The following is a 23,369-nucleotide window of genomic DNA, read 5'->3' on the forward strand; positions in this document are numbered from 1 at the left end:
TGATGCTGAAACAAGTTCAGCATGATGTAAAGTAAAAATATAATTTGATTATACTGTCCCGAGAAACAATAGGATTCTCTAAAGGTTTATTTTCACTAACTACTAACTGAAATATTACCAGCTTCCACCGGCACCACCACCACCAAATCCACCGCCACCAAAGCCACCACCAAAGCCGCCTCCGCCGCCACCAAATCCGCCGCCTCCAGAACTACCACCACCAAAACCACCTCTTCCAAGGCTACTAAGGATTATGGCATTTAATAAAGTGCTTCCCATTCCGCTACTATTTCCTGGTCCACCTTTATTATTTCGATTCTTTTTAGCTAATGAAATAAGAAAAATCACAAAGAAAATTCCCATAACAATTAGATTGATCGGGATTCCTGTAGATTTATTATCTCTAACAGGTGAACCTTTAAAACTACCGTTTAGCACTTCAAATATTGCAGTAGTTCCCTGATCTAATCCTCCATAAAAGGAACCGTTCTTGAATTCAGGCAGGATGATATTTTCTATAATGTCTTTTGTATTAAAATCTGTTAGATATTCTTCTAAGCCATAACCAGTGGTTATCCATATTTTTCTATCTACTTTAGAAATTAAAATCAGTAATCCATTATCTTCTTTAGCTTGACCAATTCCCCATTCTTGGGCCCATTTTGGAGCATACAATCCAATATATTCTCCATTTAAGGATTCTATGGTTGCTATTACAATTTGCGTGGACGTGGTATCTGCATAACTAATTAATTTTTGTTCTAGCATTTGCTCTTCAGAAGGCGTTAGCATATCTGCAGAATCATAAACACTTGTTTCCTCCTTGGGCTTTGGTGGAACGTCCAATTGTGCCACCGCATCAATTGAAAATGACAGTAAAAATAAAAAAGTTATTAGAAATGAAAATTTGGAATTCTGCATTTATCCTTTAGATATTGTATTGGGAAGTTCATTAATATCATTTTCGTTCCAAGGAAAATGCTTTTGTAATTCGATTCCAGCTTTTAAGATCCCATCTATCAGGCCTTGTTTAAAATTACCCGATTTAAATTGAGCAACGATTGCATCTTTAGTACTTTCCCAAAAATCGGTTGGTACCACTTGATTAATTCCACTATCACCATAGATCACAAAGTCGCGATCTTCAACAGCAACATAGATAAGCACGCCATTCTCTTCTTTGGTATTATCCATTTTTAAGAGATGAAAAACTTCCATGGAGCGTTCAAAGATATCTTTGGCTCCATGGGTTTTTTCTATATGTACTCTTATTTCACCGGAAGTAGCTTTTTCTGCCTTACGTATTGCATCAACAATTTCTTCTTCTTCTTGCTTGGTCAAAAAATCTTCAATTTTACTCATCTCAAAATCTATTTAAAATCGAAATCTACATCTGGAGCATCTTCAGAACCTGCATCTGCTTCATATCTCACCATTTGGTCAAAACCAAACCAACCTGCAAAAATAGTATTCGGGAATTGTCTTATGTATTTATTAAATTCTGTAACGGCAGCGTTGTACCTATCTCTGGCTACATTAATTCTATTCTCGGTTCCTTCTAATTGAGATTGTAATTGTAAGAAGTTTTGATTTGCTTTTAAGTCAGGATAACGTTCTACCGTTACTAGAAGTCTTGATAATGCTGATGAAACTCCGCTTTGTGCTTGTTGAAACTGAGCCATCTGCTCTGGAGTGATATTAGTTGGATCTATAGTTACTCCTGTAGCTTTTGATCTTGCCTCAATAACATCTGTTAGGGTACCTCTTTCAAAATCTGCTGCGCCTTGAACTGTTTTAACAAGATTACCAATAAGGTCGTTTCTTCTTTGGTAAGAACTTTCCACATTGGACCAAGTTTCTCTAGCATCTTCCTGCTTTACAATTGCTGTGTTGTTAAATCCTACAGTAGTACTGTAAATAATTATACCTAAGACAATAATTGCAATTGTCGGGATAAGCCATTTTTTCATGTTATAGTTGATTTTTAATTTGTGTAAGTTCAGATTTTACGGTCTGAAGTTTTCTTATAATTTCAAAGTTACTAAGAGTTTTCTTCTTTTCTTCCTTTAAATGAATTTTTGCACCTTCTAGTGTAAAACCGCGCTCTTTTACAAGATGATATATTAATTCAAGATTTTTAATATCCTGTGGAGTAAAAAGTCTATTGCCTTTCGCATTTTTTTTCGGTTTTAGAGCATCGAACTCTTTTTCCCAAAATCTAATTAGAGAGGTGTTAACTCCAAAAGCTTCAGCAACTTCGCCAATAGCATAATATCTTTTTTCCGGTAGGTCTATATGCATTAATCCAGAGATTGATTTTCTTGTTGCGCTTTAATAAGTACCTGATCGAACTCTTCAGGAGAAAGATTTCCGTAGTAGAAATTAATAGGATTAATTTTATCTTCATTCATAAAGATCTCGTAATGTAAGTGTGGTCCTTCAGATCGACCTGTGCTACCTACAAATCCAATAACATCTCCACGCTTTACGTTTTGACCTTTTCTAACATTATATTTATATAAATGTGCATAAAGGCTTGTGTACCCATAACCATGATCTATTCTTATATGATTTCCATAACCTGTAGATCTGTTGTCTGCTCTTTCAATTCGTCCATCCCCTGTTGCATAAACAGGCGTGCCTCTTGGAGCAGAAAAATCCATTCCGAAATGGAATTTCTTTACCTTGGTAAAAGGATCATTTCTCCAGCCGTAACCAGACGCAATTCGCTTTAAATTTTCATTTTTTACAGGCTGAATAGCAGGAATTGCTGCCAATAATTTTTCTTTCTCCTCAGCAAGAATTGCAATTTCGTCTAAAGATTTAGATTGTACTACAATTTGTTTGGAGAGAATGTCCATTCTTTGATTGGTTTCAGTAATCAATTTAGAATTTTCGTAGCCTTCCAGATTCCTATATCTATTTATCCCACCAAATCCAGCTTTACGTTGTTCCTCTGGAATGGGATTAGACTCAAAATAAAGTCTATAAATGTTGTTATCTCTATCTTCTACATTGGCTAAGACATTTTCTATCTGGTCCATTTTTTTATTGACGATATTATATTGTAATTGCATGTTTTGCAATTCACGTTTAAGAGCCATTTCCTTTGGCGTCTCAATCTGAGGAATGTTGATATAGATGACCAATAAAACAAATCCAGCTAGAAAAGCCCCGGCAACTCCAATAAGAGCAAAACCGAATTTTCTTCCACTTTTATGTTCTATTTTTTTATATGAAAGTGTGTCACTATCGTAATAATATTTAACCTTCGCCATATATTAAAATTATCTTATTTTTGCGGGTATATTATCATGCAAAAATCATGCAATGGGTAATGAGTAACGAACAAATATAAAAATTGTTTTCTCACTCTCCAATTAATTAATTATTTGACTTTTTTCAGAATATGAAATCTCAAGAGATACGTTCAAAATACCTCGAATTTTTTCAATCTAAATCCCATGAAATTGTAGCGTCTGCTCCAATGGTCATTAAGGACGATCCAACCTTGATGTTTACCAATGCAGGAATGAACCAATTTAAGGAATATTTTCTAGGAAATACCGTGCCAAAGCATAATAGACTTACAGATACTCAAAAATGTCTTCGCGTTAGCGGGAAGCATAATGATCTGGAAGAAGTGGGTATGGACACTTACCATCACACCATGTTTGAGATGCTAGGAAACTGGAGTTTTGGAGATTATTTTAAGACTGAAGCAATTCATTGGGCTTGGGAGCTCTTAACAGAGGTCTTTAAAGTAAAAAAAGATATATTATATGTATCTGTTTTTGAAGGCTCATCAGATAATGATAAGCTGGGACTAGATCAGGAAGCATATGATCTATGGAAAGACATAGTTCCTGAAGACAAAATTATATTTGGGAACAAAAAGGATAACTTTTGGGAAATGGGAGACCAAGGTCCTTGCGGTCCAAGTTCAGAAATTCATGTGGATCTTAGAAGCGAAGAAGAAAAAGCAGCCGTTCCGGGAAGAGATCTTGTAAATGCAGATCATCCACAGGTGGTTGAGATCTGGAATCTTGTTTTCATGGAATTTAATCGAAAAGCAGATGGTTCTTTAGAAAAACTACCTGCACAGCATGTAGATACCGGAATGGGATTCGAACGTTTGTGCATGGTACTTCAGGGCAAAAAGTCTAATTATGATACCGATGTTTTTACTCCGCTAATTTCTAGCATTGAAAAGGTGACAAACTCAACTTATGGGGAATCTGAGAAAATAGATATTGCTATCAGGGTAATTGCAGATCATGTTCGCGCAGTTGCATTTTCTATTGCAGATGGACAATTGCCAAGTAATACTGGTGCAGGATATGTGATAAGGCGTATTTTGAGAAGAGCCATTAGATACGGATTTACTTTCTTAGATACTAAAGAGCCTTTTATCTATAAATTGGTTTCAACTTTAAGCACTCAAATGGGAGAAGCTTTCCCAGAGCTTAAATCTCAAAAATCTTTAATTGAAATCGTAATTAAAGAAGAAGAGCAGTCTTTTTTAAGAACTTTAGATCAAGGACTTGTTTTACTTGAAAAAATCATTAATGAATCTGAAGCTAAAGTTGTTTCAGGAAAAAAAGCATTCGAACTTTTTGATACGTTTGGTTTTCCTATAGATCTTACAGCGCTTATATTAAGAGAGCGTGGTTATAGTTTAGATGAAAAAGAATTTAATGCCGAATTAAAACAACAAAAAGATAGATCTAGAGCTGCTTCTGTAGTTATAGCTGGAGATTGGACTGTTCGCGGTGAAGAAGAGGATGTTCCATTTATAGGCTACGATGTTGTAGAGTCACCGGTAGAAATTACTAGATATAGAAAGGTTGATAGTAAGAAAGATGGTCAACTATATCAAATAGTCTTAAATAAAACTCCGTTCTATCCGGAAGGAGGAGGTCAAGTAGGAGATAGGGGTGTTCTTTTAAGTTTAGATGCTTTGAAGATCGAAGTTTTAGACACTAAAAAAGAGAATAACCTAATCATTCATTTTACTAAGACTTTGCCTAAAGACTTATCTAGTTTATTAATGGCGAAAGTAGATGTTACTAAAAGAAGAAGAACGGAAGCGAACCATACTGCCACCCATTTACTTCATCAGGCTTTAAGACACGTGCTTGGTACTCATGTAGAACAGAAAGGCTCTATGGTGAATGATGGTCATTTAAGGTTTGATTTTTCTCACTTTAGTAAACTTACTTCAGAAGAATTAACCAAAGTAGAACATTTTGTTAATCTCAGAATTCATGAACAAATTAAACTGAATGAACAACGTGATTTAACTTACAATGAAGCTATAGATCAAGGAGCGATTGCTTTATTTGGAGAAAAATATGGAGATTCTGTGAGAGCCATAAAATTTGGAAGTTCTATGGAACTTTGTGGTGGTACTCACGTTAATAATACTGCAGATATCTGGTATTTCAAGATCACTTCTGAAGGTGCTGTTGCAGCAGGAATAAGAAGGATTGAAGCTATAACAGGAGACGCTGTTAAATCTTATTTCACAGAGCAAACTGCTGTTTTAAGCGATATTTCAGCTGAGCTTAAGAATACTAAAAATCCATTAAAAGCAATTCAGAATATTCAGGAAGAAAATGGGAATTTGAAGAAGCAATTGGATGCTTTATTAAGAGAAAAAGCAAAAGATCTTAAAGGGGAATTACAGAAAGAATTAACTGAAATTAATGGGGTTTCCTTTTTAGCTAAAAAAGTAGATCTGGATGCTGGTGGAATAAAAGATCTTGCATTTCAGCTAGGTGAAAATAATGATAACCTATTTTTATTATTGGCTGCAGAAAATGATGGTAAGGCCTTGTTGTCTTGCTATATTTCTAAAGAATTGGTAAAACAAAATGGTTTAGACGCTGGGAAAGTTGTAAGAGAATTAGGGAAATATATCCAAGGTGGAGGTGGTGGCCAAGCTTTCTTTGCAACTGCAGGAGGAAAAAATCCACAAGGAATTACAGAGGCTTTAAATAATGCTAAGAGCTTTTTAGAATAATAAACAGTCTTTAACAAATAGGAACAGAGATACAAGAAAAATGAAATTCAAGACGTCTGTACCCAAAATAGAACAAGAACCTAAAATAGATCACACTTCTAAGATCTTATTATTGGGTTCATGTTTTGTAGAAAATATAGGGGAGAAGTTGGATTACTATCAATTTCAAAATCTTAGAAACCCATTTGGAATTTTTTATCATCCAGAAGCGATCGGTAATTTTATTAAAAAAGTAGCTGATGCTTATATTTATGAAGAAAAGGATATTTTTTTTCATAACGAGCAATGGCATTGTTTTGATACGCATTCTTGTATGAATGCTTCAAATAAGAAAGAGTTATTATTCAACTTAAATGAAGGCTTACAAACTACTCGCTCATTTTTAGAAACTTCTACTCATATCGTATTTACTTTTGGAACTTCTTGGCATTATAAAGAACTGAAAACGGGTCAATCTGTAGCCAATTGTCACAAATTAAGTCAGAAAAACTTTAATAAAGAGCTTCTAAATGTTAAAGAAATTCAGGATGTTATTAACAGTACTTTTCAATGTTTATTAACAATAAATCCTGATATTCAAATAATCTTTACCGTCTCTCCTGTGCGACATATTAAAGATGGATTCGTTGAAAATCAACAAAGTAAAGCTCATTTAATTACAAGTATTCATCAATTTTTAGCAGCTCAAAAATTTAAGAATTCAAGTGATTGTTTTTATTTTCCTGCTTTTGAAATTATGTTGGATGAACTAAGAGATTATAGGTTTTATGCCGATGATATGCTACATCCCAGTTCTCTCGCCATAAGCCATATATGGGCTCATTTCACTGAAGTTTGGATGGATAAAAGCGCCTTGGAATTATTTAAATCTATTGAAATAATTCATAAAGGTTTAGCTCATAAAGCATTCAATGAAAATTCAGAAAAGCATCAATTATTTTTAAAGGATCTGGAAGAAAAGATCCTCCATCTAAAATATAAAATCCCTAGAGTTAAATTTTAAAATACTTCTTTATGATATAATTCTTAGCAAAGGGATTTTAGTTGGCAAATTCTTTCTTGATTTCCGTTTCTAATTGTTAATAACTTGATGATAAGTTCAAACCTAAAACCTTGATTTATAAAATTTTAACAAGATAATTTTATGTTAAATTATTAAAACCCTAATTTTTTTTTGTACTTTTAATTAAGTTTTAAAACCAATATTAGAGTTCACTTTGTGTCTTTTGATATGTTTTTTGAACTAAGTTTCTAAAATTTGTTGGGGTAGATTTTAGAATTAATAGCTAATGGACGGGTGGGGCCGTCCATTAGTTTTTTTTATGTCTTTTCGGTTTCTTTTAATTTCAATTAGCATCTAAACATATTTGTATCTTGCGTCAAAGTTTTAGACATGAGAAAGGTTTTACTTTTAGTTGTTTTAGTAATCATTGGCTTTATAGCTTATCAATATTTCGACGATAAGCAGAAGGATAGAGATCAGTTAATTGAGAGTACAGGTTTAATTGAAAAGCAGATCAAGAATGTAGGAAAATTGGTGGTTACAGAAGGTAACTTTGCGCAAGTATTCTCTTATAAAGATTCTAAAAAGTTCTATTTAGATGTGCTATCTGCAAGAAAAAAGGCATTGATTATTGTAAATGCAGATGTAACTATTGCATATGATCTAAGTAAGCTTAAAACTGAAGTTAATCCAGATACAAAAACAGTGACCATCACTTTTATTCCAGAGGAAGAGATCTCAATAAATCCCAATATTCAATATTACGATGTAACTCAAGATTATTTAAATCAATTCGAAGCAGAAGATTATAACAATATTAAGAAGAGAATAGAGAAGTCTTTAAAGACGAAAATAGAAAAGTCTACTCTTAAGTCCAACGCTAAAAATAGATTGATTAGTGAGCTTCAAAAAATATATATTCTCACAAATACAATGGGGTGGAAATTGGAATATAATGGAAACGAAATTGAAAGTTCCAATGCGATGGAATCGTTGAAGTTCTAATGTTATTTGTCTAAATATTGGCCTAAGAAGCAGTTTTGAACCAAATAATCCCACATTGGTTCTTCAGATATTTTTTTTTTAATCAAGAGCTAATTGATTGTTTCTATTTGGATTTATCTTTAGAGAGCCAAATAAAATAGAATGAGAAACCCCTATCAAATATTTGTTAAGATAATTGATAGGGGGGTCTCAAATTCAATAAATTATTTTTTATACTTTAATCTAAAACTAGGTCGTTTTCTATTAACTCCAATCCGCTATTTATAAGATGAGCGACATCTGGCCTTCTTACTTCTAATTTATTAAGATGCTCTTTAATTTCTCTAGCGAATTCTGGATCTTGATGGAATATTAATTCATAAATTTCTATAGAAAGCAACCAATCATTATGATGATGCTTTTTTACTAGATCAAAAGTGGCCTGAAGAGAAAATTTTGTATCCTTACCTTCTCTGCTATTCCTAACAGCTTCATATAGAGACTCAAGTTCTAATTTATCTTGATTCTTTTTGCTCTTAATAGTTGTACTGGATGGAGTGTGAGTTATTAAATCGAAAGATAAAGGATCTGCAGGGCCTGCAAATGCTGAAATTACGACTTTCCCTATCGCCATATCGTAATGTCCCCATTCTGGTTTAAACAAGCTTTCTTCACCATGGGTTACTGTACAATCTTTAAGTCTAATGAGGATAATTTTTCCTTGTAGGTTTCGAGTTCCTGTAACAATAGTTCCTATTACCTTTATATTACCTTCAAATTCAAAAGAGATTTTCTTTTCTTCATAAATGTCATAGGCTTTTAAATCGCGCGGACTCATATCTTCTATTGCTAAATTAATTCCTTTCAAGAGACCAATAGGAGACCCAAAGCCTTCAGGATGATTGTTTACACTATGGCCTACAAGTTCTTTACCTCTATAAGATAAGGCTGTTTTTCCTGTAGTTTGAAAATATACTGGTTTATTATCTGATTCTATTACTTTAATGAAATCTCCAGAGATCTCTAAGCCAGTGCTTAATTCTATGGTTCCTAAAATTTTGGAATTAATCAGCTTATTGATACCTTCCAAGCCTCCTCGTCTTAATGCCATAGAATTTGCGAATTCTTCTAAAACGCTGCTTAAATGAGCAAAATCTGGAGTTACATATAATTGCGGCTGTGGCTTAGTAATATCAAACTCCTGTTTTGCTGCCTCAATAGAGTATGTTTTTTTCTTAACCTTCTCGGTCATACACCAAGCACTTTCGCCAATAGAAGATAGCAAGCCTGCTCCATAAATCTTAGGCTCTTCTACAGTTCCAATAAGACCGTATTCTACTGTCCACCAGTGAAGATTTCTTATTTGAGCCATTTCACTTGGCTCCCCCATATTATTTTGTAAATAATCTACTTTAGCTTCCGCAGCTTTTATTTCATTTTCTGGAGTATTTTCGGCCTCTTTTATTATAGAGAGATGTCTTATTGCTTCATACATCTCATAATCCTTTGCATTGGAAATCGCCTTGCAACCAATTTCACCAAATCTTCTTAGGTATTCCGCGTACTCTGGATTTGCAATAATTGGAGCGTGTCCTGCACCTTCATGAATAATATCTGGAGCGGGAGTATATTCTATATGATCTATCTGTCTAATATCGCTGGCAATCACTAATACATTATAGGCCTGGAATTCCATAAATGCAGCTGGTGGAATAAATCCATCTACGGCAACTGCAGCCCATCCTATTTCTTGCAAGATCCTATTCATCCCATACATATTGGGAATGTGGTCTATTGAAATACCAGTTTGCTTTAAACCTTCTAAATAAGATTTATGTGCGACATTACTAAGGTATTGAACATTTTTACGCATTACAAACCTCCAAACGGCCTGATTTATAGCGCTATAATCAGTATAATCTTGAGGTTTAATAAATTGCTTTAGATGTGCGGGAAGCCTATCTAAAATTGCATTAGATTCAATTTTTTCTAACATATTGGGTAACTCATTAAATGTGATTATAAAGATACAAAATAGGAACCCAAATATACAGCCTTTGCTTTTTTCTGAATAATACTAAGCAATAAAAAAGCCTCCAATTTGGAGGCTTCAGTTATTTTATTTTGTTTGTCCCGGAGGATATTTTTCGAATATTTTTTCTACGATCTCGCTAATTCGCTCTTGCTTTTTATTTACTTCCTTAGCAAGTGCGGCGGTACCCATACCTTGCCAGACTAATTCTTTTCCCTCAGAATCTATAAGGTCTATGTAAAGAGTTCCTTCACTTGTAGTGTTCACTGTATTTGATCCACCACCCCAGTACCAAGGATTCCATCCCCAGCCATAGCCGTAACCATATCTATTATTCTGATAGATATTGATGTTTTCTTTGGTTTTAGTAAAGATGCTAACCAATAGATCTGGTTCTTCAGATTTGGTAAAGCCTTTGGAGATCATCTCTTCTTCAATAGCTCTTAAAATACGTTTTTTGTCTAGATCGGAAATATCAGCTTTATCTATTCCAGGCTTAAAAAACGCGAAACTTTTGTACTGATTAAAATCTACTTTCTGATCGTAATCTGATGCTACTTTAACTGTATTGCATGACGTGATGCCCACAGCTAATAATAATAGCACTGCTGTAATTTTAAAGAATTTCATAAATCAAGTTTTAAATGGTTTGTGGTCTTTATTCTGAAAACAACGCATCGTCTACAAGATTTGGGATCGTGATCTTAAGTTTTGGCTCTTGATCCATTGCACGTTTTACAGAAAAAATAGCTTCCTTATTTCGTGCCCAAGACCGTCTTGCTAAACCATTATTTACATCCCAAAACAGCATAGATTTTAAGCGGTTTTCCGCTTCTATAGTACCATCAAGAACCATACCGAAACCACCATTAATAACCTCTCCCCAGCCTACGCCACCACCATTATGGATGCTCACCCAGGTAGCTCCTCTAAAGCTATCACCTATCACATTCTGTATTGCCATATCGGCAGTAAACCTTGAACCATCATAAATATTAGAGGTTTCTCTAAAAGGAGAATCTGTACCTGAAACATCATGATGATCCCTTCCTAGAACAACAGTGCCTATTTTATTTTCGGCAATTGCATCATTGAAAGCTTTTGCGATTTCGGTTCTTCCAACTGCATCGGCATATAGGATTCTGGCTTTTGAGCCTACAACCAAATTATTAGCTTTAGCATTCTTGATCCATTTTATATTATCAGATAATTGAGATTGGATCTCTTCTGGAGCATCCTTTTTTAATCGTTCTAAAATTTCCGTAGCAATTTGGTCTGTTTTGTTTAGATCTTCCTGAAGTCCAGAAGCACAAACCCATCTAAATGGTCCAAATCCATAATCAAAACACATTGGTCCCATGATGTCTTGTACATAAGAAGGATATGCAAAAGGGGCGCTTTCTAGATCTGATGTTTTAAAGGAATTGGAATTTACAAACTCCCCGTTCTTATTTTTATAAATAGTAGCACCTGCCCGGGACGCCTCTAATAGGAATGCATTTCCATAATCAAAGAAATAAGTTCCTTTATTGGTGTGTTTATTTATAGCAGTAGTTTGTCTGCACAAGCTTTCCTGAACTTTAATTTTAAATTCCTCAGGATCATTAGCCATCATCTCATTAGATTCCTCCAAACTCATCCCCACCGGATAATATCCTCCAGCCCATGGATTGTGTAAGGAAGTTTGATCACTTCCAAGGTCTACAAAAAGGTTCACTTTATCAAAATGTTCCCAAACATCTACAATATTACCTTGATAAGCGATGGAAAGCACTTCTTTGTTTTGCTTAGCTAGGTTTACTCTTTTAGTTAATTCATTAAGATCTGTACAAACTTCATCTACCCAGCCTTGAGAATGACGTGTATGAACTGCTTTTTGATTTATTTCAGCACATACGGTAATACATCCAGCGATATTTCCCGCTTTTGGTTGCGCGCCACTCATTCCTCCTAAACCAGAGGTAATAAAAAGTTTACCAGCTAGATCTTCTTTATTTTTAGCTATTTTTCTACCCGCATTTAATACGGTGATAGTGGTTCCATGGACAATACCTTGAGGCCCAATATACATATAGCTTCCTGCAGTCATTTGCCCATATTGAGTCACACCAAGCGCATTAAATTTTTCCCAGTGATCTGGTTGGGAATAATTAGGGATCATCATCCCGTTGGTTACTACCACACGTGGAGCATTTTTGTTGGAAGGGAATAACCCCATAGGGTGCCCGGAATAAATAACCAAGGTCTGGTCATCTTCCATTTGAGCCAAATACTTCATCACCAATAAATATTGCGCCCAGTTTTGGAATACGGCACCATTTCCACCATAAGTGATTAATTCTTCAGGGTGTTGAGCAACTTTTGGATCCAAATTATTCTGGATCATTAGCATAATAGCTCTAGCCTGTAAACAAGGTCCTGGGTATTCTTCTACCGGTCTGGCGTAAATATCGTAAGTCGGTTTAAATCTAAACATATAGATCCTTCCGTAGGTTTCAAGTTCTTCTTTAAATTCTGTTATTAAAGTAGGATGATGTTTTGGTTCAAAATATCGCAAAGCATTTCTTAGCGCAAGGGTTTTTTCTTCAGAATTTAAAATTTCTTTTCTCTTAGGAGCATGATTTACAGAGGGATCATAGGTTCTTTTCTCTGGCAAAGTGGGAGGAATTCCCTGTAGGATAAGATCTTTAAAATTCATTAATGCGCTATTTTAAATTGACAGTTTATGATGACTTTTTGTTTATGAAAATATTTTCAAGTTATATAGAATTTGTCTTTTTGCTATAACCATACGGGCAATGCCTACAACCACTCTCACAGCAATATCCTCTTTTTAAATGGTATTGCTCTGTAAAACACCTGTAGCCTTCTGGTGTTATATAGAAATCACCCTCTTCTAAAGGGATTTTTTTTGAAAAATTATTCATATCACAAAAATACAAATTCTTAACTTTCGCCAATGATTGTTCTGGTAAACAAATTTCTACTCGCTAAAGGTTTTAATGGGATTAGCCTATGGCCATTTATTATTTTAAAAGATAAAAGCTTTAAAGATGATCCTGTTTTACTAAATCATGAAAAGATCCATTTAAAGCAGCAAGCAGAAATGCTTCTTGTGTTTTTCTATGTGTGGTACGGGTTAGAATTTGGTGTCAGATTTTTTAAGTATAAAAACAAATTTATAGCTTACAGAAATATTTCTTTTGAAAAGGAAGCTTATTCTAATGAATGTAACCTGAATTATATAAAAGACAGGAGATTTTGGGAATTCCTGAAATACTTATAGGATTTTCAATTTATGTAATAATAGCTATCTCGTCACTCTGAATATATTTCATAGTCTCAATATTTTGATTTGCAAGGAGTATTATGAGATTCTGAAATAAGTATAGAATGACGTCGTTTATCAATTTATTATATTTTAGGTAAATTCCAAATATCTATGATCACTTTGAAAATTGATAGTCGTTTGATTTTATTTCTGAATGCATTTTTTGAATCTTTGCAGAATGATGCAGGAAGCCGATTTTAATTTTACTTTTTCAGCTAACCAACTAGTTGCTCATTTTAAATCTTCCAACATTTCTTTACATATTAAGAGAGAAGACCTTATAGACCCTTTTGTTTCAGGAAACAAATTCAGAAAATTGAAATATAATATTTCTGAAGCCCTAAAAAGTAACTCAACTACACTTTTGACATTTGGCGGAGCTTACTCAAATCATATTGCGGCAACAGCCGCTGCAGGTAAGAAATATGGTTTAAAAACAATTGGAATAATTAGGGGAGAGGAGCTATGGAAAGATGTGAAGAAAACCTTGGCGATAAATAAGACCTTAAAATATGCAGTAGCTCACGGGATGCAACTCCATTTTATTTCTAGGGAAACTTATAGGAATAAAGAACAACCAGATTTTATCGAGAATTTGAATGCAGAATTTGGAGATTTCTATCTTCTTCCAGAAGGAGGAACAAATTCTTTGGCCATAAAAGGTTGTGAAGAAATTTTAAACGAGGAGGATAAGGAGTTTGATTATATCGGCTGTTCTATTGGTACAGGTGGTACGATTGCAGGGATTATAAATGCTTCTATGTCCAATCAACAGGTTCTAGGTTTTCCAGCACTTAAAGGGGATTGGCTTTCTTCAGAAATAAAAAAATATTCCACTAAGGAGAATTGGAGCTTAGTAACCAACTATCATTTTGGAGGATACGCAAAAGTGAACTCTGAGCTGATAAATTTTATTAATCTGTTCAAAAAAAAATACCAGATTTCACTAGATCCCGTTTATACAGGTAAGATGTTATATGGCATTATAGATATGATAGAAAATTCTAAATTCCCTCAAAATTCCCGTATTTTAGCCATTCATACTGGAGGGCTTCAAGGGATCCCCGGAATGAATGAATTATTGATCAAAAAAAATCTTCCGTTAATAGATGTATAAAATAAAACTTTATAAAATTTTCGTAGGACTCTTCCTTTTACTCTTTCTAGCTTCTTGTGGGAGTAAAAAAAAGGTGGTTACACATAGAAATGAAGAGAAAAAAGAAGTTTCTACAAAGAAAGAAAGTCAAAGTTCCCCAAAACGAGAAAGTGCTCCCAGAGGCTCTTACGCAAATGTTGTTGAAGAATATGTAGCTAACTTTTATGAGATAGCGCAAGATGAAATGAGGCTTTATAAGATTCCGGCTAGTATTACTCTGGCTCAAGGAATTTTAGAATCTGGTGCTGGAAAAGGTGACCTCACGAGAAGAGCTAATAATCACTTCGGAATTAAATGCCATGATTGGGAAGGTGATAAGGTGTATCATGATGACGATAGATCTCAGGAATGCTTTAGAAAATATAACGATCCAAAATATTCTTATCGGGATCATTCTTTATTCTTGAGTCAACGCAGCCGTTATGCAGATCTTTTTGAATTGGATCCCGACGATTATGAAGCTTGGGCAAAAGGCCTTCGAGCTGCGGGGTATGCCACAGATAGATTGTATCCCAAAAAGTTAATAGAAATAATAGAACGTTATAATCTAGATAGATTTGATAGTGAAGTTTTGGGTAAAACCAACAGAAGGGAAAGAAGAGAAGTGGCTGTTGAAGCAAATGGGTCTAATTATTATATAGTACAAAAAGGAGATACTTTGTATTCTATATCAAAACGAAATAATATTACAGTAGAAGACTTACAGCGGATCAATAATTTAGCTAACAATAATATTTCTATTGGGCAGGAATTGATCTTGAAATAGGCATATAATTGAAAATATATTATGAATTATAAAAGAAGTAGTGCATTGTTTGAAGCTGCACAGAAAGTAATACCGGGAGGAGTAAATTCTCCAGTTCGAGCATTTAATGCAGTTGGGGGAACTCCGATTTTTATTGAAAAAGCTGAAGGTGCTTATTTATATGACGAAGATGGGAATAAATATATAGACTATATAAATTCTTGGGGGCCTATGATCCTTGGTCACGCTTTTAAACCTGTGGTAGATGCGGTTATTGAAAAGGCTAAAAAAGGAACTTCTTTTGGAACTCCTACAGAGATTGAAACCAAGATTGCAGAATTAGCAGTAAAAATGGTTCCTAATATAGACAAGATTAGATTTGTGAATTCTGGAACAGAGGCTTGTATGAGTGCTGTAAGATTAGCTCGTGGCTTTTCAGGAAAAGAAAAAATTATAAAATTTGCTGGTTGTTACCATGGGCATAGTGATTCATTTTTAATACAAGCGGGGAGTGGAGCCGTGACCTTTGGAACTCCTAACAGTCCTGGAGTGACTGCAGGTACAGCTAAGGACACCTTGCTTGCTACTTATAATGATATTGATGATGTTAGAAATTTAGTAGAACAGAATCAAGGAGAAATTGCATGTATCATTTTGGAGCCTGTGGCCGGAAATATGGGTTGTATTCCTCCAAGAGATGGATTCTTAGAGGGATTACGCAGACTGTGCGATGAGAATGATATCTTATTAGTTTTTGATGAGGTAATGACTGGTTTTAGATTGGCGCCGGGTGGAGTTCAAGAAAGACTGGGTGTACGCGCAGATATTGTAACATTTGGTAAAGTTATTGGCGGTGGATTACCTGTAGGCGCTTTTGCTGCCAGAGCAGAGATTATGGATCATTTGGCACCCATTGGACCGGTGTATCAGGCTGGAACCTTAAGTGGAAATCCTTTGGCAATGGCTGCTGGTTTAGCGATGCTTAAAGAATTGGATAGTAAAAGAGAGATCTTTAAAAGTATAGATGAGAAAACTGCATACTTGCACGAAGGCCTAGATGCAGCCTTGAAATCCAACAATATTCCGCATACTATAAATAGAATTGGTTCTATGATCTCGATCCATTTTTCTGAAACTCCTGTAACAGATTTTGCCTCGGCAGCACATGCAAATAATCATACCTTTAAAGAATTTTTTCACGGAATGTTAACTGAGGGAATCTATATAGCGCCAAGTGCATTTGAAACTTGGTTTATTACTGAAGCTTTGTCTTATGATGATCTGGATAAAACAATTGCAGCGGTAAATAAGGTTGCAAAAAGTTTATAGATTAAACTTCATAATTATTTTTCGCTTTTGTTCTAGATATAGATTTTAACTAGCAACATTCAGATTTTTCGTCATGCGGAACCTGCCCGACAAAGCCATTCAGGCGGGCTTGTTTCAGCATCCCCCATAAAGTCTGAGGAGACCCTGAAACAAGTTCAGGGTGACGAGATGGTCAAGTCCTCACTGGACGAAAAGCGGATATATATAACCGTATCAACTTAGTTATAAAAAACCCGTAACATCTCTTGAGAGATCTTTACGGGTTTTTTGTTTTTATAGTCCATTAAGCACCAAGTGGACTTAGCTTTTACAAGCACTTTATTAGTTTTCTTATTCACAATATTTACCAATCTTTGTGAAGTTACATGGGTGAGTTCCCCTACAAAAGTTTGAATTATTAATTCATCATCTAGGAATCCTTGTTGTTTATAATCTATCTCATGCCGAATCACCACCCAGAAATAGGCACCCAATATCTCTTCTGATGCTCGTTTTTCCCAATGCTCTTTAGCAATATCTTGGATCCACTGCACATATTGAACATTGTTTACATGATTTAGTTCATCTAGATCTGAAGCTATTACTGTGATAGTTTTTTCAAAGATTTCTGGAGTACCACTCATTTTTTAATTATTTCAACTTCAAATAATTTATCCCAATTCTTTCCAGTCACATACAATTTTTTAGTATTTGGATTATATGCGATTCCATTTAAAACATCTAATTCAGGATGTTGGCTAACCTTATCTCTTAAGCCTTTAAAGTTTATTATTCCCTCTATAGCCCCGTTTTTAGGATTAATTATTGCAACTCCATCTCTTTGATAAGTGTTTGCATATATTTTTCCTTCTACCCATTCCAATTCATTTAATTGTGTAGAGATAGATTTATTTGTAGTGGGTTGTATAAATGTTTCTTCAGCTAGAGTTTCAGAATTCAAGATCCAGATTTTTTCTGTACCATCGCTCTTATAGAATTGTTTTCCATCATTACACAATCCCCAGCCTTCTTTGCTATTATTAAAATTGAAAGAGCCTGTCTTTTTAAGATCTACTAGATTATAAATAAATCCTTCGCCTTCTTTCCAAGTAAGTTGATAAATATTTCCGTTAAGGATAGATAAGCCTTCTCCGAAATATTGATCTGATAATTCTATTTTTTTGAAAACTTCGCCAGTTTTAAAATCTACTTTTCTCAATGTAGAAGTTCCATATTGCCCCGTGCTTTCGTATAAAGTATCATTATAGAATTCTAAACCTTGAGTATAGGCCTCCACATCGTGGGGGTAAGTATTTATAATATTATAGGTGTATATCTCTGGTGCAGAATTATTAAATAATTTAAAGTCAATTTGTAGACTATCAGTGGTTCCTTCAGAAAAAACAATCGCATTGAACTGTTGATTTCCCAATTTTTCGAAATTTAAAGGAATTTCTAATTCCGGAGTTATAGTTGCCGTTCCCAGTAACTGGTCTTCAAAATAAAAGGATGTAGAATCAATTTTCTTGTTTTTAGGATTTTGAATACTCACTTTTACGGTCTCACCTAATACAAATTCGGCTTTAGAACTTACAAAACTGAGAGAAAAATCACTTTTATTTTTATCGGAATTGCTCCCGCAGGAAATAAATAAAACATTTAAAATAAACAGTAACAGGAACTTAGCTTTCTTCATGAAAATATTGGTATTTGCTTTGGGCTAAATTAATTAATTCAATTTAAAAAATCCTTGCAAAATGTAGTAAACATTGTATATTTGCAGCGGCAAGTCCCACACAACCAGCTCCTGCTGAATCCCCCAGGGCGGGAACGCAGCAAGGGTAAGTGGTCGTAGCGGTGTGATGTGGGTCGCTTGCCATTTTTTGTATCTGATATTTAAATTTTATCGCATCTTTGTGATCATGAAAACAGATACTTCCCCACAAATTGTTCTTATTACAGGTGGCTCTTCCGGAATTGGAAAATCCATAGGAGAATTCTTAATGGCCAATAATTTTAAAGTCTACGGAACAAGCAGAAACACAAATCCTAATCAATCAACTTCCTTTCCTCTTTTAGCATTAGATGTTACTAAGAATGAAACTATAACTTCAGCTATTTCTGAATTGATAGATAAAGAAGGGAAAATAGATATTCTAATAAATAATGCTGGGATTGGAATAACAGGGCCTATTGAAGAAACTCCCGAAGAAGAGATCAAAAAAGCATTCGATACCAATTATTTTGGTCCGTTGAATGTAACTAAAGCCGTATTGCCTAAAATGCGCGAGCAAGGCGGAGGGCTTATAATAAATATCACTTCTATTGCGGGATATATGGGATTGCCTTACCGCGGAATATATTCTGCAACTAAAGGAGCCTTAGAGTTAACCACAGAGGCTTTTAGAATGGAGTTAAAGGATTTTAATATCCACATGACAAATGTGGCTCCAGGCGATTTTGCAACAAATATTGCAGCGGGGAGATATCATGCTCCGGTTATAGCAAATTCTCCCTATAAAAAGGCTTATCAGAATACACTCGATATTATGAATAAGCATGTAAATGAAGGTAAAGATCCAGAGCTTATGGCTAAGATGATCTATAAAATTATAAATACTCCAAAGCCTAGAGGGCATTATAAAGTTGGGGAACCTTTGCAAAAATTCTCCATTGCACTAAAGCGGATACTTCCAGACAAATTATATGAGAAGATCTTACTAAAGCATTATAAATTGTAATTTTGTAATGCGTAAATACAACCATAAACTTATTTAAATACAACATTATGAAATTTTTTATTGATACTGCAAACCTTGACCAGATAAGAGAAGCTCAAGATCTAGGGGTTTTAGATGGAGTTACAACCAACCCATCTCTTATGGCAAAAGAAGGAATTACAGGGAAGGACAATATATTTAAGCACTATAGAAAGATATGTGATATTGTAGATGGCGATGTTAGCGCAGAAGTTATTGCTACAGATTACGAAGGAATTATTAAGGAAGGTGAGGAATTAGCTGAATTGCATGAGCAAATTATAGTGAAAGTTCCAATGATCAAAGATGGTATAAAAGCTATTAAATATTTTAGCGATAAAGGAATTAAAACCAATTGCACCTTAGTGTTTTCTGCAGGGCAAGCTTTATTAGCAGCTAAAGCGGGAGCAACTTATGTTTCGCCATTTATTGGAAGGTTAGATGATATTTCTACAGATGGTTTAAATCTTATTTCTGAAATTAGATTAATTTACGATAACTACGAATTCGAAACTCAGATCTTGGCAGCTTCAGTTAGACATACTATGCATATTATAGATTGCGCTAAATTGGGAGCAGATGTTATGACAGGGCCATTATCGTCTATTGAAGGACTTTTGAAGCACCCTCTTACAGATATTGGATTGGCTAAATTCCTTGAAGATTATAATAAAGGAAACTAAGACATATCCATATTTAAAAGCCTTAAAAAGCCTGATCATTAATTTGATCAGGCTTTTTAAGGCTTTTAAATAAATGTGATTTTTTATTTTTGGCTTATAAACTCTAAGATTTTATTTTCCAGATCTGGAGTATTTACTTGGAGATCTCCTCTTGCAATATTTCCCTTAGCATCCATGAAAATTAGTTTATTCAGGTAATTTTTAAGGAGATTCTCATCTACTCTTATTTTGGTAGCCTGGAATTGTAATTTTGGATCGAAGGAATTTTTCTTAATAACTTCAAGCCACTTATCAGAATGATCCATATCCAGATTTATTCCTATAAAATCTACTTCTGGATATTTAAATTGTAAATTCTTTATAATTTCGTGTTGCCATCTATAGTGAGAAGGAGAAGAGCTCATCCATCTATAAGTGATCATTGGTTTGCGAGAAAAGTTTTTAAGCTTTACAGTGTCTTTCTTTGTATTTATATAAATTTTCTCACCAAGAGAATTACCTGGTAAAAAATCTGACTGAATTTTAGCCATTTGATTTATTCCTTTTTGCATATTACCGGAATAATTCATTTTTTTTAATAAATTCAAGATTAAATCTACATTTTCCACTTTTTGAGAATAAACAATGCCCTGTGAAGCTAAACGGTCTAAGAAGGTATTTTTGATATTTTTATTCTGAATAAGAGAATCCACTAACTCTATGCGTGATCTTATATTTTCGAAACTATTTAGATTAGTGCAATTTTTATCATTTGGTTTATTCTTAGCGCATTCTTCTAAAGTTTTAGTTCTTAAAAAATCATCGATATAGTTTAAATAGACATATGAATCTTCTAATAAATTGCTGTTAAAGGAAACATCTTTTCTATAGCTGTGAAAATCTGAAGGGATCTTATCTACTAAGCTAGAATTGTATTTTCTAATTAAGAATGCATAGCGCTCTCTAAGATCATAATATTCATAATTAATTATAGAGTTTGCAATTTTGTAAAAATCTTGAGAAACCTCATATTTATCTTCAAGATCAATTAATTTTTGCTTTCTGTTAGCTCTTATAGAATCTGTTTTTTCAGCAAATTCTGAGGGATCAGATTTATAATAGGATAAAATAAGATCGTTGTCTTGTTGATTAAGCAAATATAAATTGGTTAAAAAGTTACTTTTTTCAGAACCTTTCCCGCTAAAATTTAGAGACTCATCGAACTCTAAGGTATTCAACCAAACTAATGTACTATCTCCGGGCTCTAAATATATAATTTGATTCTCTGGTGGATGTCTAAGAACATATAAACCTGCTTCTATGTTTTTAAGACTTCCTTCAAATCTATTATTGTTATCTAATCGCAGAGTATCAATATTTATGTTATTCTTAGTGATAACAACATATTCACTACTAGGGTTAGCTATTTGACCTTTAATATAAACTTCTTTAGAAGATTTATTTTCTTTGTCACAGGAAAGAAAAAACAAAGAGATAATTAGTAATAGGGGTAATTTTAATTTCATTCGGGGTAATTCAAGCTTGTTTCTTTTAAGCAAATATGGTATGTACAACAACAAATATAGATTTTGAGTTATTTGCTTCGTGTTAACCACTCGTTAAAAGGATTAATTAAAACGTTAATGTTTTAGTAGGTGGACAAGAATGGTTATTTTTGCAAAAATTTCAGAAAGAAAAAATAAGAATATGCTATCAGTTTCTAATTTATCGGTTCAATTTGGCAAGCGTATATTATTCGATGAGGTGAACACAGCCTTTACTCAGGGTAATATTTACGGGATCATTGGAGCTAACGGTGCCGGGAAATCTACTTTTTTAAATATCCTTTCGGGTAAAATGGATCCAACAAGTGGTCATGTACATTTGGAGCCCGGAAAAAGGATGTCTGTTTTAGAGCAAAACCATAATTTATATGATGAAACTTCTGTTTTAGAAACAGTTATTATTGGAAATAAGCCTCTTTACAAGATCAAAAATGAAATGGATGCCATCTATGCAAAAGAAGATTTTAATGATGCAGATGGAGAACGAGTAGGAGTTTTGCAAGTGGAATTTGAAGAGATGAATGGTTGGAATGCCGATAGTGATGCTGCAGCCTTACTTTCTAATTTAGGGATTAAAGCAAATCACCATTACACATTAATGAAAGATTTGGATGGAAAGCAAAAAGTTAGGGTTTTACTAGCTCAGGCTTTATTTGGAAATCCAGATGTGCTCATTATGGATGAGCCTACCAACGACTTGGATTACGAGACCATTTTATGGTTGGAGAATTTCTTAGCTAATTACGATAATACTGTAATTGTTGTATCTCACGATAGACACTTTTTAGATGCTGTTTGTACTCATATTTCTGACATCGATTTCAGTAAAATAAATCATTTTAGTGGTAATTATACTTTCTGGTATGAATCTTCCCAGTTAGCAGCAAGACAGCGCTCACAACAAAACAAGAAAGCTGAAGAAAAGAAAAAAGAGCTGGAAGAATTTATTCGAAGATTTAGTGCAAACATGGCTAAATCTAAGCAGGCAACTTCTCGTAAAAAAATGATCGATAAGCTTGATGTGGAAAGCATTAAGCCTTCAAGCAGAAGATATCCAGCAATTATATTTGAAAGAGAGCGGGAAGCAGGAGATCAAATATTGAATATTGAAGGTTTAGAAGCTTCTATAGATGGGGAAGTGGTTTTTAAGAATGTAGATATCAATCTTAAAAAAGGAGATAAAGTAGTGATTTACTCTAAAGATTCTAGAGCTTCTACTGCATTTTACGAAATATTAAATGGAAAACAGAAGGCAGATGCCGGAACTTATAATTGGGGTGTTACAACTAATCAATCTTATTTACCGCTAGATAATTCTGAGTTTTTTGAGAATGATTATACTTTGGTAGACTGGTTGAGACAATGGGTTAAAACCGAAGAGGAGCGAGAAGAGGTTTATATTAGAGGTTTCCTAGGTAAGATGATTTTTAGTGGGGAAGAAGCCTTAAAAACGTCTAGAGTGTTATCTGGAGGAGAAAAGGTTAGATGTATGTTAAGTAGAATGATGATGATGCGTGCGAATGTTCTAATGCTGGACGAACCTACAAACCACCTGGATCTGGAATCTATTACCACATTCAACAATTCCTTAAAAAACTTTAAGGGTACAGTATTGTTTACAACTCATGATCATGAATTTGCGCAAACTGTTGCCAATAGAGTGATAGAATTAACGCCTTCTGGAGTTATAGATAGATATATGACCTTTGATGAGTATATGGAAGATAAAAAGATTAAAGAGCAAAGAGATAAAATGTATGCTGTTAAAGCATAAATAGCGAATTCCAAATTGTTATAAA

Annotated in this window: 22 protein-coding genes and 1 other RNA gene; 11 read left to right on the plus strand and 12 right to left on the minus strand. The window is 34.1% G+C overall.

All coding sequences use genetic code 11. The features are described 5' to 3' along the window. Positions 1-114: 114 nt before the first annotated feature. Genes I130_RS12895 through I130_RS12915 form a run of 5 tightly spaced genes read right to left on the minus strand, consistent with a single transcriptional unit; the run spans position 115 to position 3,278 of the window. On the minus strand, positions 115-921 hold the full coding sequence (locus I130_RS12895) for a TPM domain-containing protein (protein ID WP_034923915.1): 807 nt from the start codon (positions 919-921) through the stop codon (positions 115-117). After that, positions 922-1,362, minus strand: a complete 441-nt coding sequence (locus tag I130_RS12900; RefSeq protein WP_034923918.1) for a TPM domain-containing protein — start codon at positions 1,360-1,362, stop codon at positions 922-924. A gap of 8 nt (positions 1,363-1,370) precedes the next feature. Beyond that, positions 1,371-1,970 (minus strand): LemA family protein, encoded by a 600-nt coding sequence (locus I130_RS12905; protein WP_034923920.1) that lies wholly within the window; start codon positions 1,968-1,970, stop codon positions 1,371-1,373. 1 nt (position 1,971) lies between these two features. Then, entirely contained in the window at positions 1,972-2,301 is a 330-nt protein-coding gene (locus I130_RS12910; RefSeq protein WP_034923923.1) for a MerR family transcriptional regulator, read from the minus strand. Next, positions 2,301-3,278 carry a M23 family metallopeptidase gene (locus tag I130_RS12915; protein ID WP_034923925.1) on the minus strand — a complete coding sequence of 326 codons (978 nt, stop codon included), beginning with the start codon at positions 3,276-3,278 and terminating at the stop codon, positions 2,301-2,303. Before I130_RS12915 ends, I130_RS12910 begins: the two co-directional genes overlap by 1 nt. A gap of 131 nt (positions 3,279-3,409) precedes the next feature. Between I130_RS12915 and alaS the strand changes: the two genes are divergently transcribed. From alaS to I130_RS12930, 3 genes are all read left to right on the plus strand, one after another. Further along, on the plus strand, positions 3,410-6,025 hold the full coding sequence (gene alaS, locus I130_RS12920) for an alanine--tRNA ligase (protein WP_034923928.1): 2,616 nt from the start codon (positions 3,410-3,412) through the stop codon (positions 6,023-6,025). 40 nt (positions 6,026-6,065) lie between these two features. Then, positions 6,066-7,028 carry a GSCFA domain-containing protein gene (locus I130_RS12925; protein ID WP_034923930.1) on the plus strand — a complete coding sequence of 321 codons (963 nt, stop codon included), beginning with the start codon at positions 6,066-6,068 and terminating at the stop codon, positions 7,026-7,028. A 390-nt stretch (positions 7,029-7,418) separates the two neighbouring features. Next, complete coding sequence (locus tag I130_RS12930; protein ID WP_034923933.1) at positions 7,419-8,033, plus strand: DUF4230 domain-containing protein; 615 nt, start codon at positions 7,419-7,421, stop codon at positions 8,031-8,033. A gap of 217 nt (positions 8,034-8,250) precedes the next feature. Here I130_RS12930 and I130_RS12935 read toward each other — a convergent pair whose 3' ends face one another. From I130_RS12935 to I130_RS16725, 4 genes are all read right to left on the minus strand, one after another. Further along, positions 8,251-10,008: an aromatic amino acid hydroxylase gene (locus tag I130_RS12935; RefSeq protein ID WP_034923936.1), complete on the minus strand. Its 1,758-nt coding sequence runs from the start codon at positions 10,006-10,008 to the stop codon at positions 8,251-8,253. A gap of 123 nt (positions 10,009-10,131) precedes the next feature. Then, on the minus strand, positions 10,132-10,674 hold the full coding sequence (locus I130_RS12940) for a DUF4136 domain-containing protein (protein ID WP_034923938.1): 543 nt from the start codon (positions 10,672-10,674) through the stop codon (positions 10,132-10,134). Between the two features lie 28 nt (positions 10,675-10,702). Next, positions 10,703-12,742, minus strand: coding sequence for a urocanate hydratase (locus I130_RS12945; protein ID WP_034923940.1), 2,040 nt, complete (start codon positions 12,740-12,742; stop codon positions 10,703-10,705). A gap of 61 nt (positions 12,743-12,803) precedes the next feature. Beyond that, the gene (locus I130_RS16725; protein ID WP_183075480.1) at positions 12,804-12,971 is read right to left on the minus strand and encodes a DUF5522 domain-containing protein; all 168 of its coding nucleotides are present in this window, start codon (positions 12,969-12,971) and stop codon (positions 12,804-12,806) included. Between the two features lie 32 nt (positions 12,972-13,003). On the opposite strand from I130_RS16725, the gene I130_RS12950 reads away from it, so the two are divergent. From I130_RS12950 to hemL, 4 genes are all read left to right on the plus strand, one after another. Continuing rightward, positions 13,004-13,330, plus strand: a complete 327-nt coding sequence (locus I130_RS12950; RefSeq protein WP_034923943.1) for a hypothetical protein — start codon at positions 13,004-13,006, stop codon at positions 13,328-13,330. Between the two features lie 226 nt (positions 13,331-13,556). Further along, positions 13,557-14,492, plus strand: a complete 936-nt coding sequence (locus I130_RS12955; RefSeq protein WP_034924186.1) for a 1-aminocyclopropane-1-carboxylate deaminase/D-cysteine desulfhydrase — start codon at positions 13,557-13,559, stop codon at positions 14,490-14,492. Continuing rightward, the gene (locus tag I130_RS12960; RefSeq protein ID WP_034923946.1) at positions 14,485-15,297 is read left to right on the plus strand and encodes a glucosaminidase domain-containing protein; all 813 of its coding nucleotides are present in this window, start codon (positions 14,485-14,487) and stop codon (positions 15,295-15,297) included. Before I130_RS12955 ends, I130_RS12960 begins: the two co-directional genes overlap by 8 nt. 21 nt (positions 15,298-15,318) lie before the next feature. Then, positions 15,319-16,605: a glutamate-1-semialdehyde 2,1-aminomutase gene (hemL, locus tag I130_RS12965; protein WP_034923949.1), complete on the plus strand. Its 1,287-nt coding sequence runs from the start codon at positions 15,319-15,321 to the stop codon at positions 16,603-16,605. Positions 16,606-16,823: 218 nt separating this feature from the next. Here hemL and I130_RS12970 read toward each other — a convergent pair whose 3' ends face one another. Then, positions 16,824-17,228 (minus strand): acyl-CoA thioesterase, encoded by a 405-nt coding sequence (locus I130_RS12970; RefSeq protein ID WP_034923953.1) that lies wholly within the window; start codon positions 17,226-17,228, stop codon positions 16,824-16,826. Further along, positions 17,225-18,280, minus strand: coding sequence for a glutaminyl-peptide cyclotransferase (locus I130_RS12975; RefSeq protein ID WP_034923955.1), 1,056 nt, complete (start codon positions 18,278-18,280; stop codon positions 17,225-17,227). Before I130_RS12975 ends, I130_RS12970 begins: the two co-directional genes overlap by 4 nt. An 87-nt stretch (positions 18,281-18,367) precedes the next feature. Between I130_RS12975 and ffs the strand changes: the two genes are divergently transcribed. The 3 genes from ffs (at position 18,368) to fsa (ending at position 20,026) form a co-directional block, all read left to right on the plus strand. Next, positions 18,368-18,466, plus strand: an RNA gene (gene ffs / locus I130_RS16505) — signal recognition particle sRNA small type. A gap of 40 nt (positions 18,467-18,506) precedes the next feature. Next, the gene (locus I130_RS12980; protein WP_034923958.1) at positions 18,507-19,325 is read left to right on the plus strand and encodes an SDR family oxidoreductase; all 819 of its coding nucleotides are present in this window, start codon (positions 18,507-18,509) and stop codon (positions 19,323-19,325) included. 47 nt (positions 19,326-19,372) lie between these two features. Beyond that, entirely contained in the window at positions 19,373-20,026 is a 654-nt protein-coding gene (fsa, locus tag I130_RS12985; protein ID WP_034923961.1) for a fructose-6-phosphate aldolase, read from the plus strand. Between the two features lie 83 nt (positions 20,027-20,109). On the opposite strand, the gene I130_RS12990 is transcribed toward fsa, so the two are convergent. Beyond that, on the minus strand, positions 20,110-21,531 hold the full coding sequence (locus tag I130_RS12990) for a hypothetical protein (protein WP_034923963.1): 1,422 nt from the start codon (positions 21,529-21,531) through the stop codon (positions 20,110-20,112). A 181-nt stretch (positions 21,532-21,712) separates the two neighbouring features. Between I130_RS12990 and I130_RS12995 the strand changes: the two genes are divergently transcribed. Then, the gene (locus I130_RS12995) at positions 21,713-23,344 is read left to right on the plus strand and encodes an ABC-F family ATP-binding cassette domain-containing protein (RefSeq protein ID WP_034924187.1); all 1,632 of its coding nucleotides are present in this window, start codon (positions 21,713-21,715) and stop codon (positions 23,342-23,344) included. Positions 23,345-23,369 lie beyond the last annotated feature (25 nt).

It is taken from the genome of Gillisia sp. CAL575 (genome assembly GCF_000403785.1).
In the GTDB taxonomy this organism is placed as follows: Bacteria; Bacteroidota; Bacteroidia; order Flavobacteriales; family Flavobacteriaceae; genus Gillisia.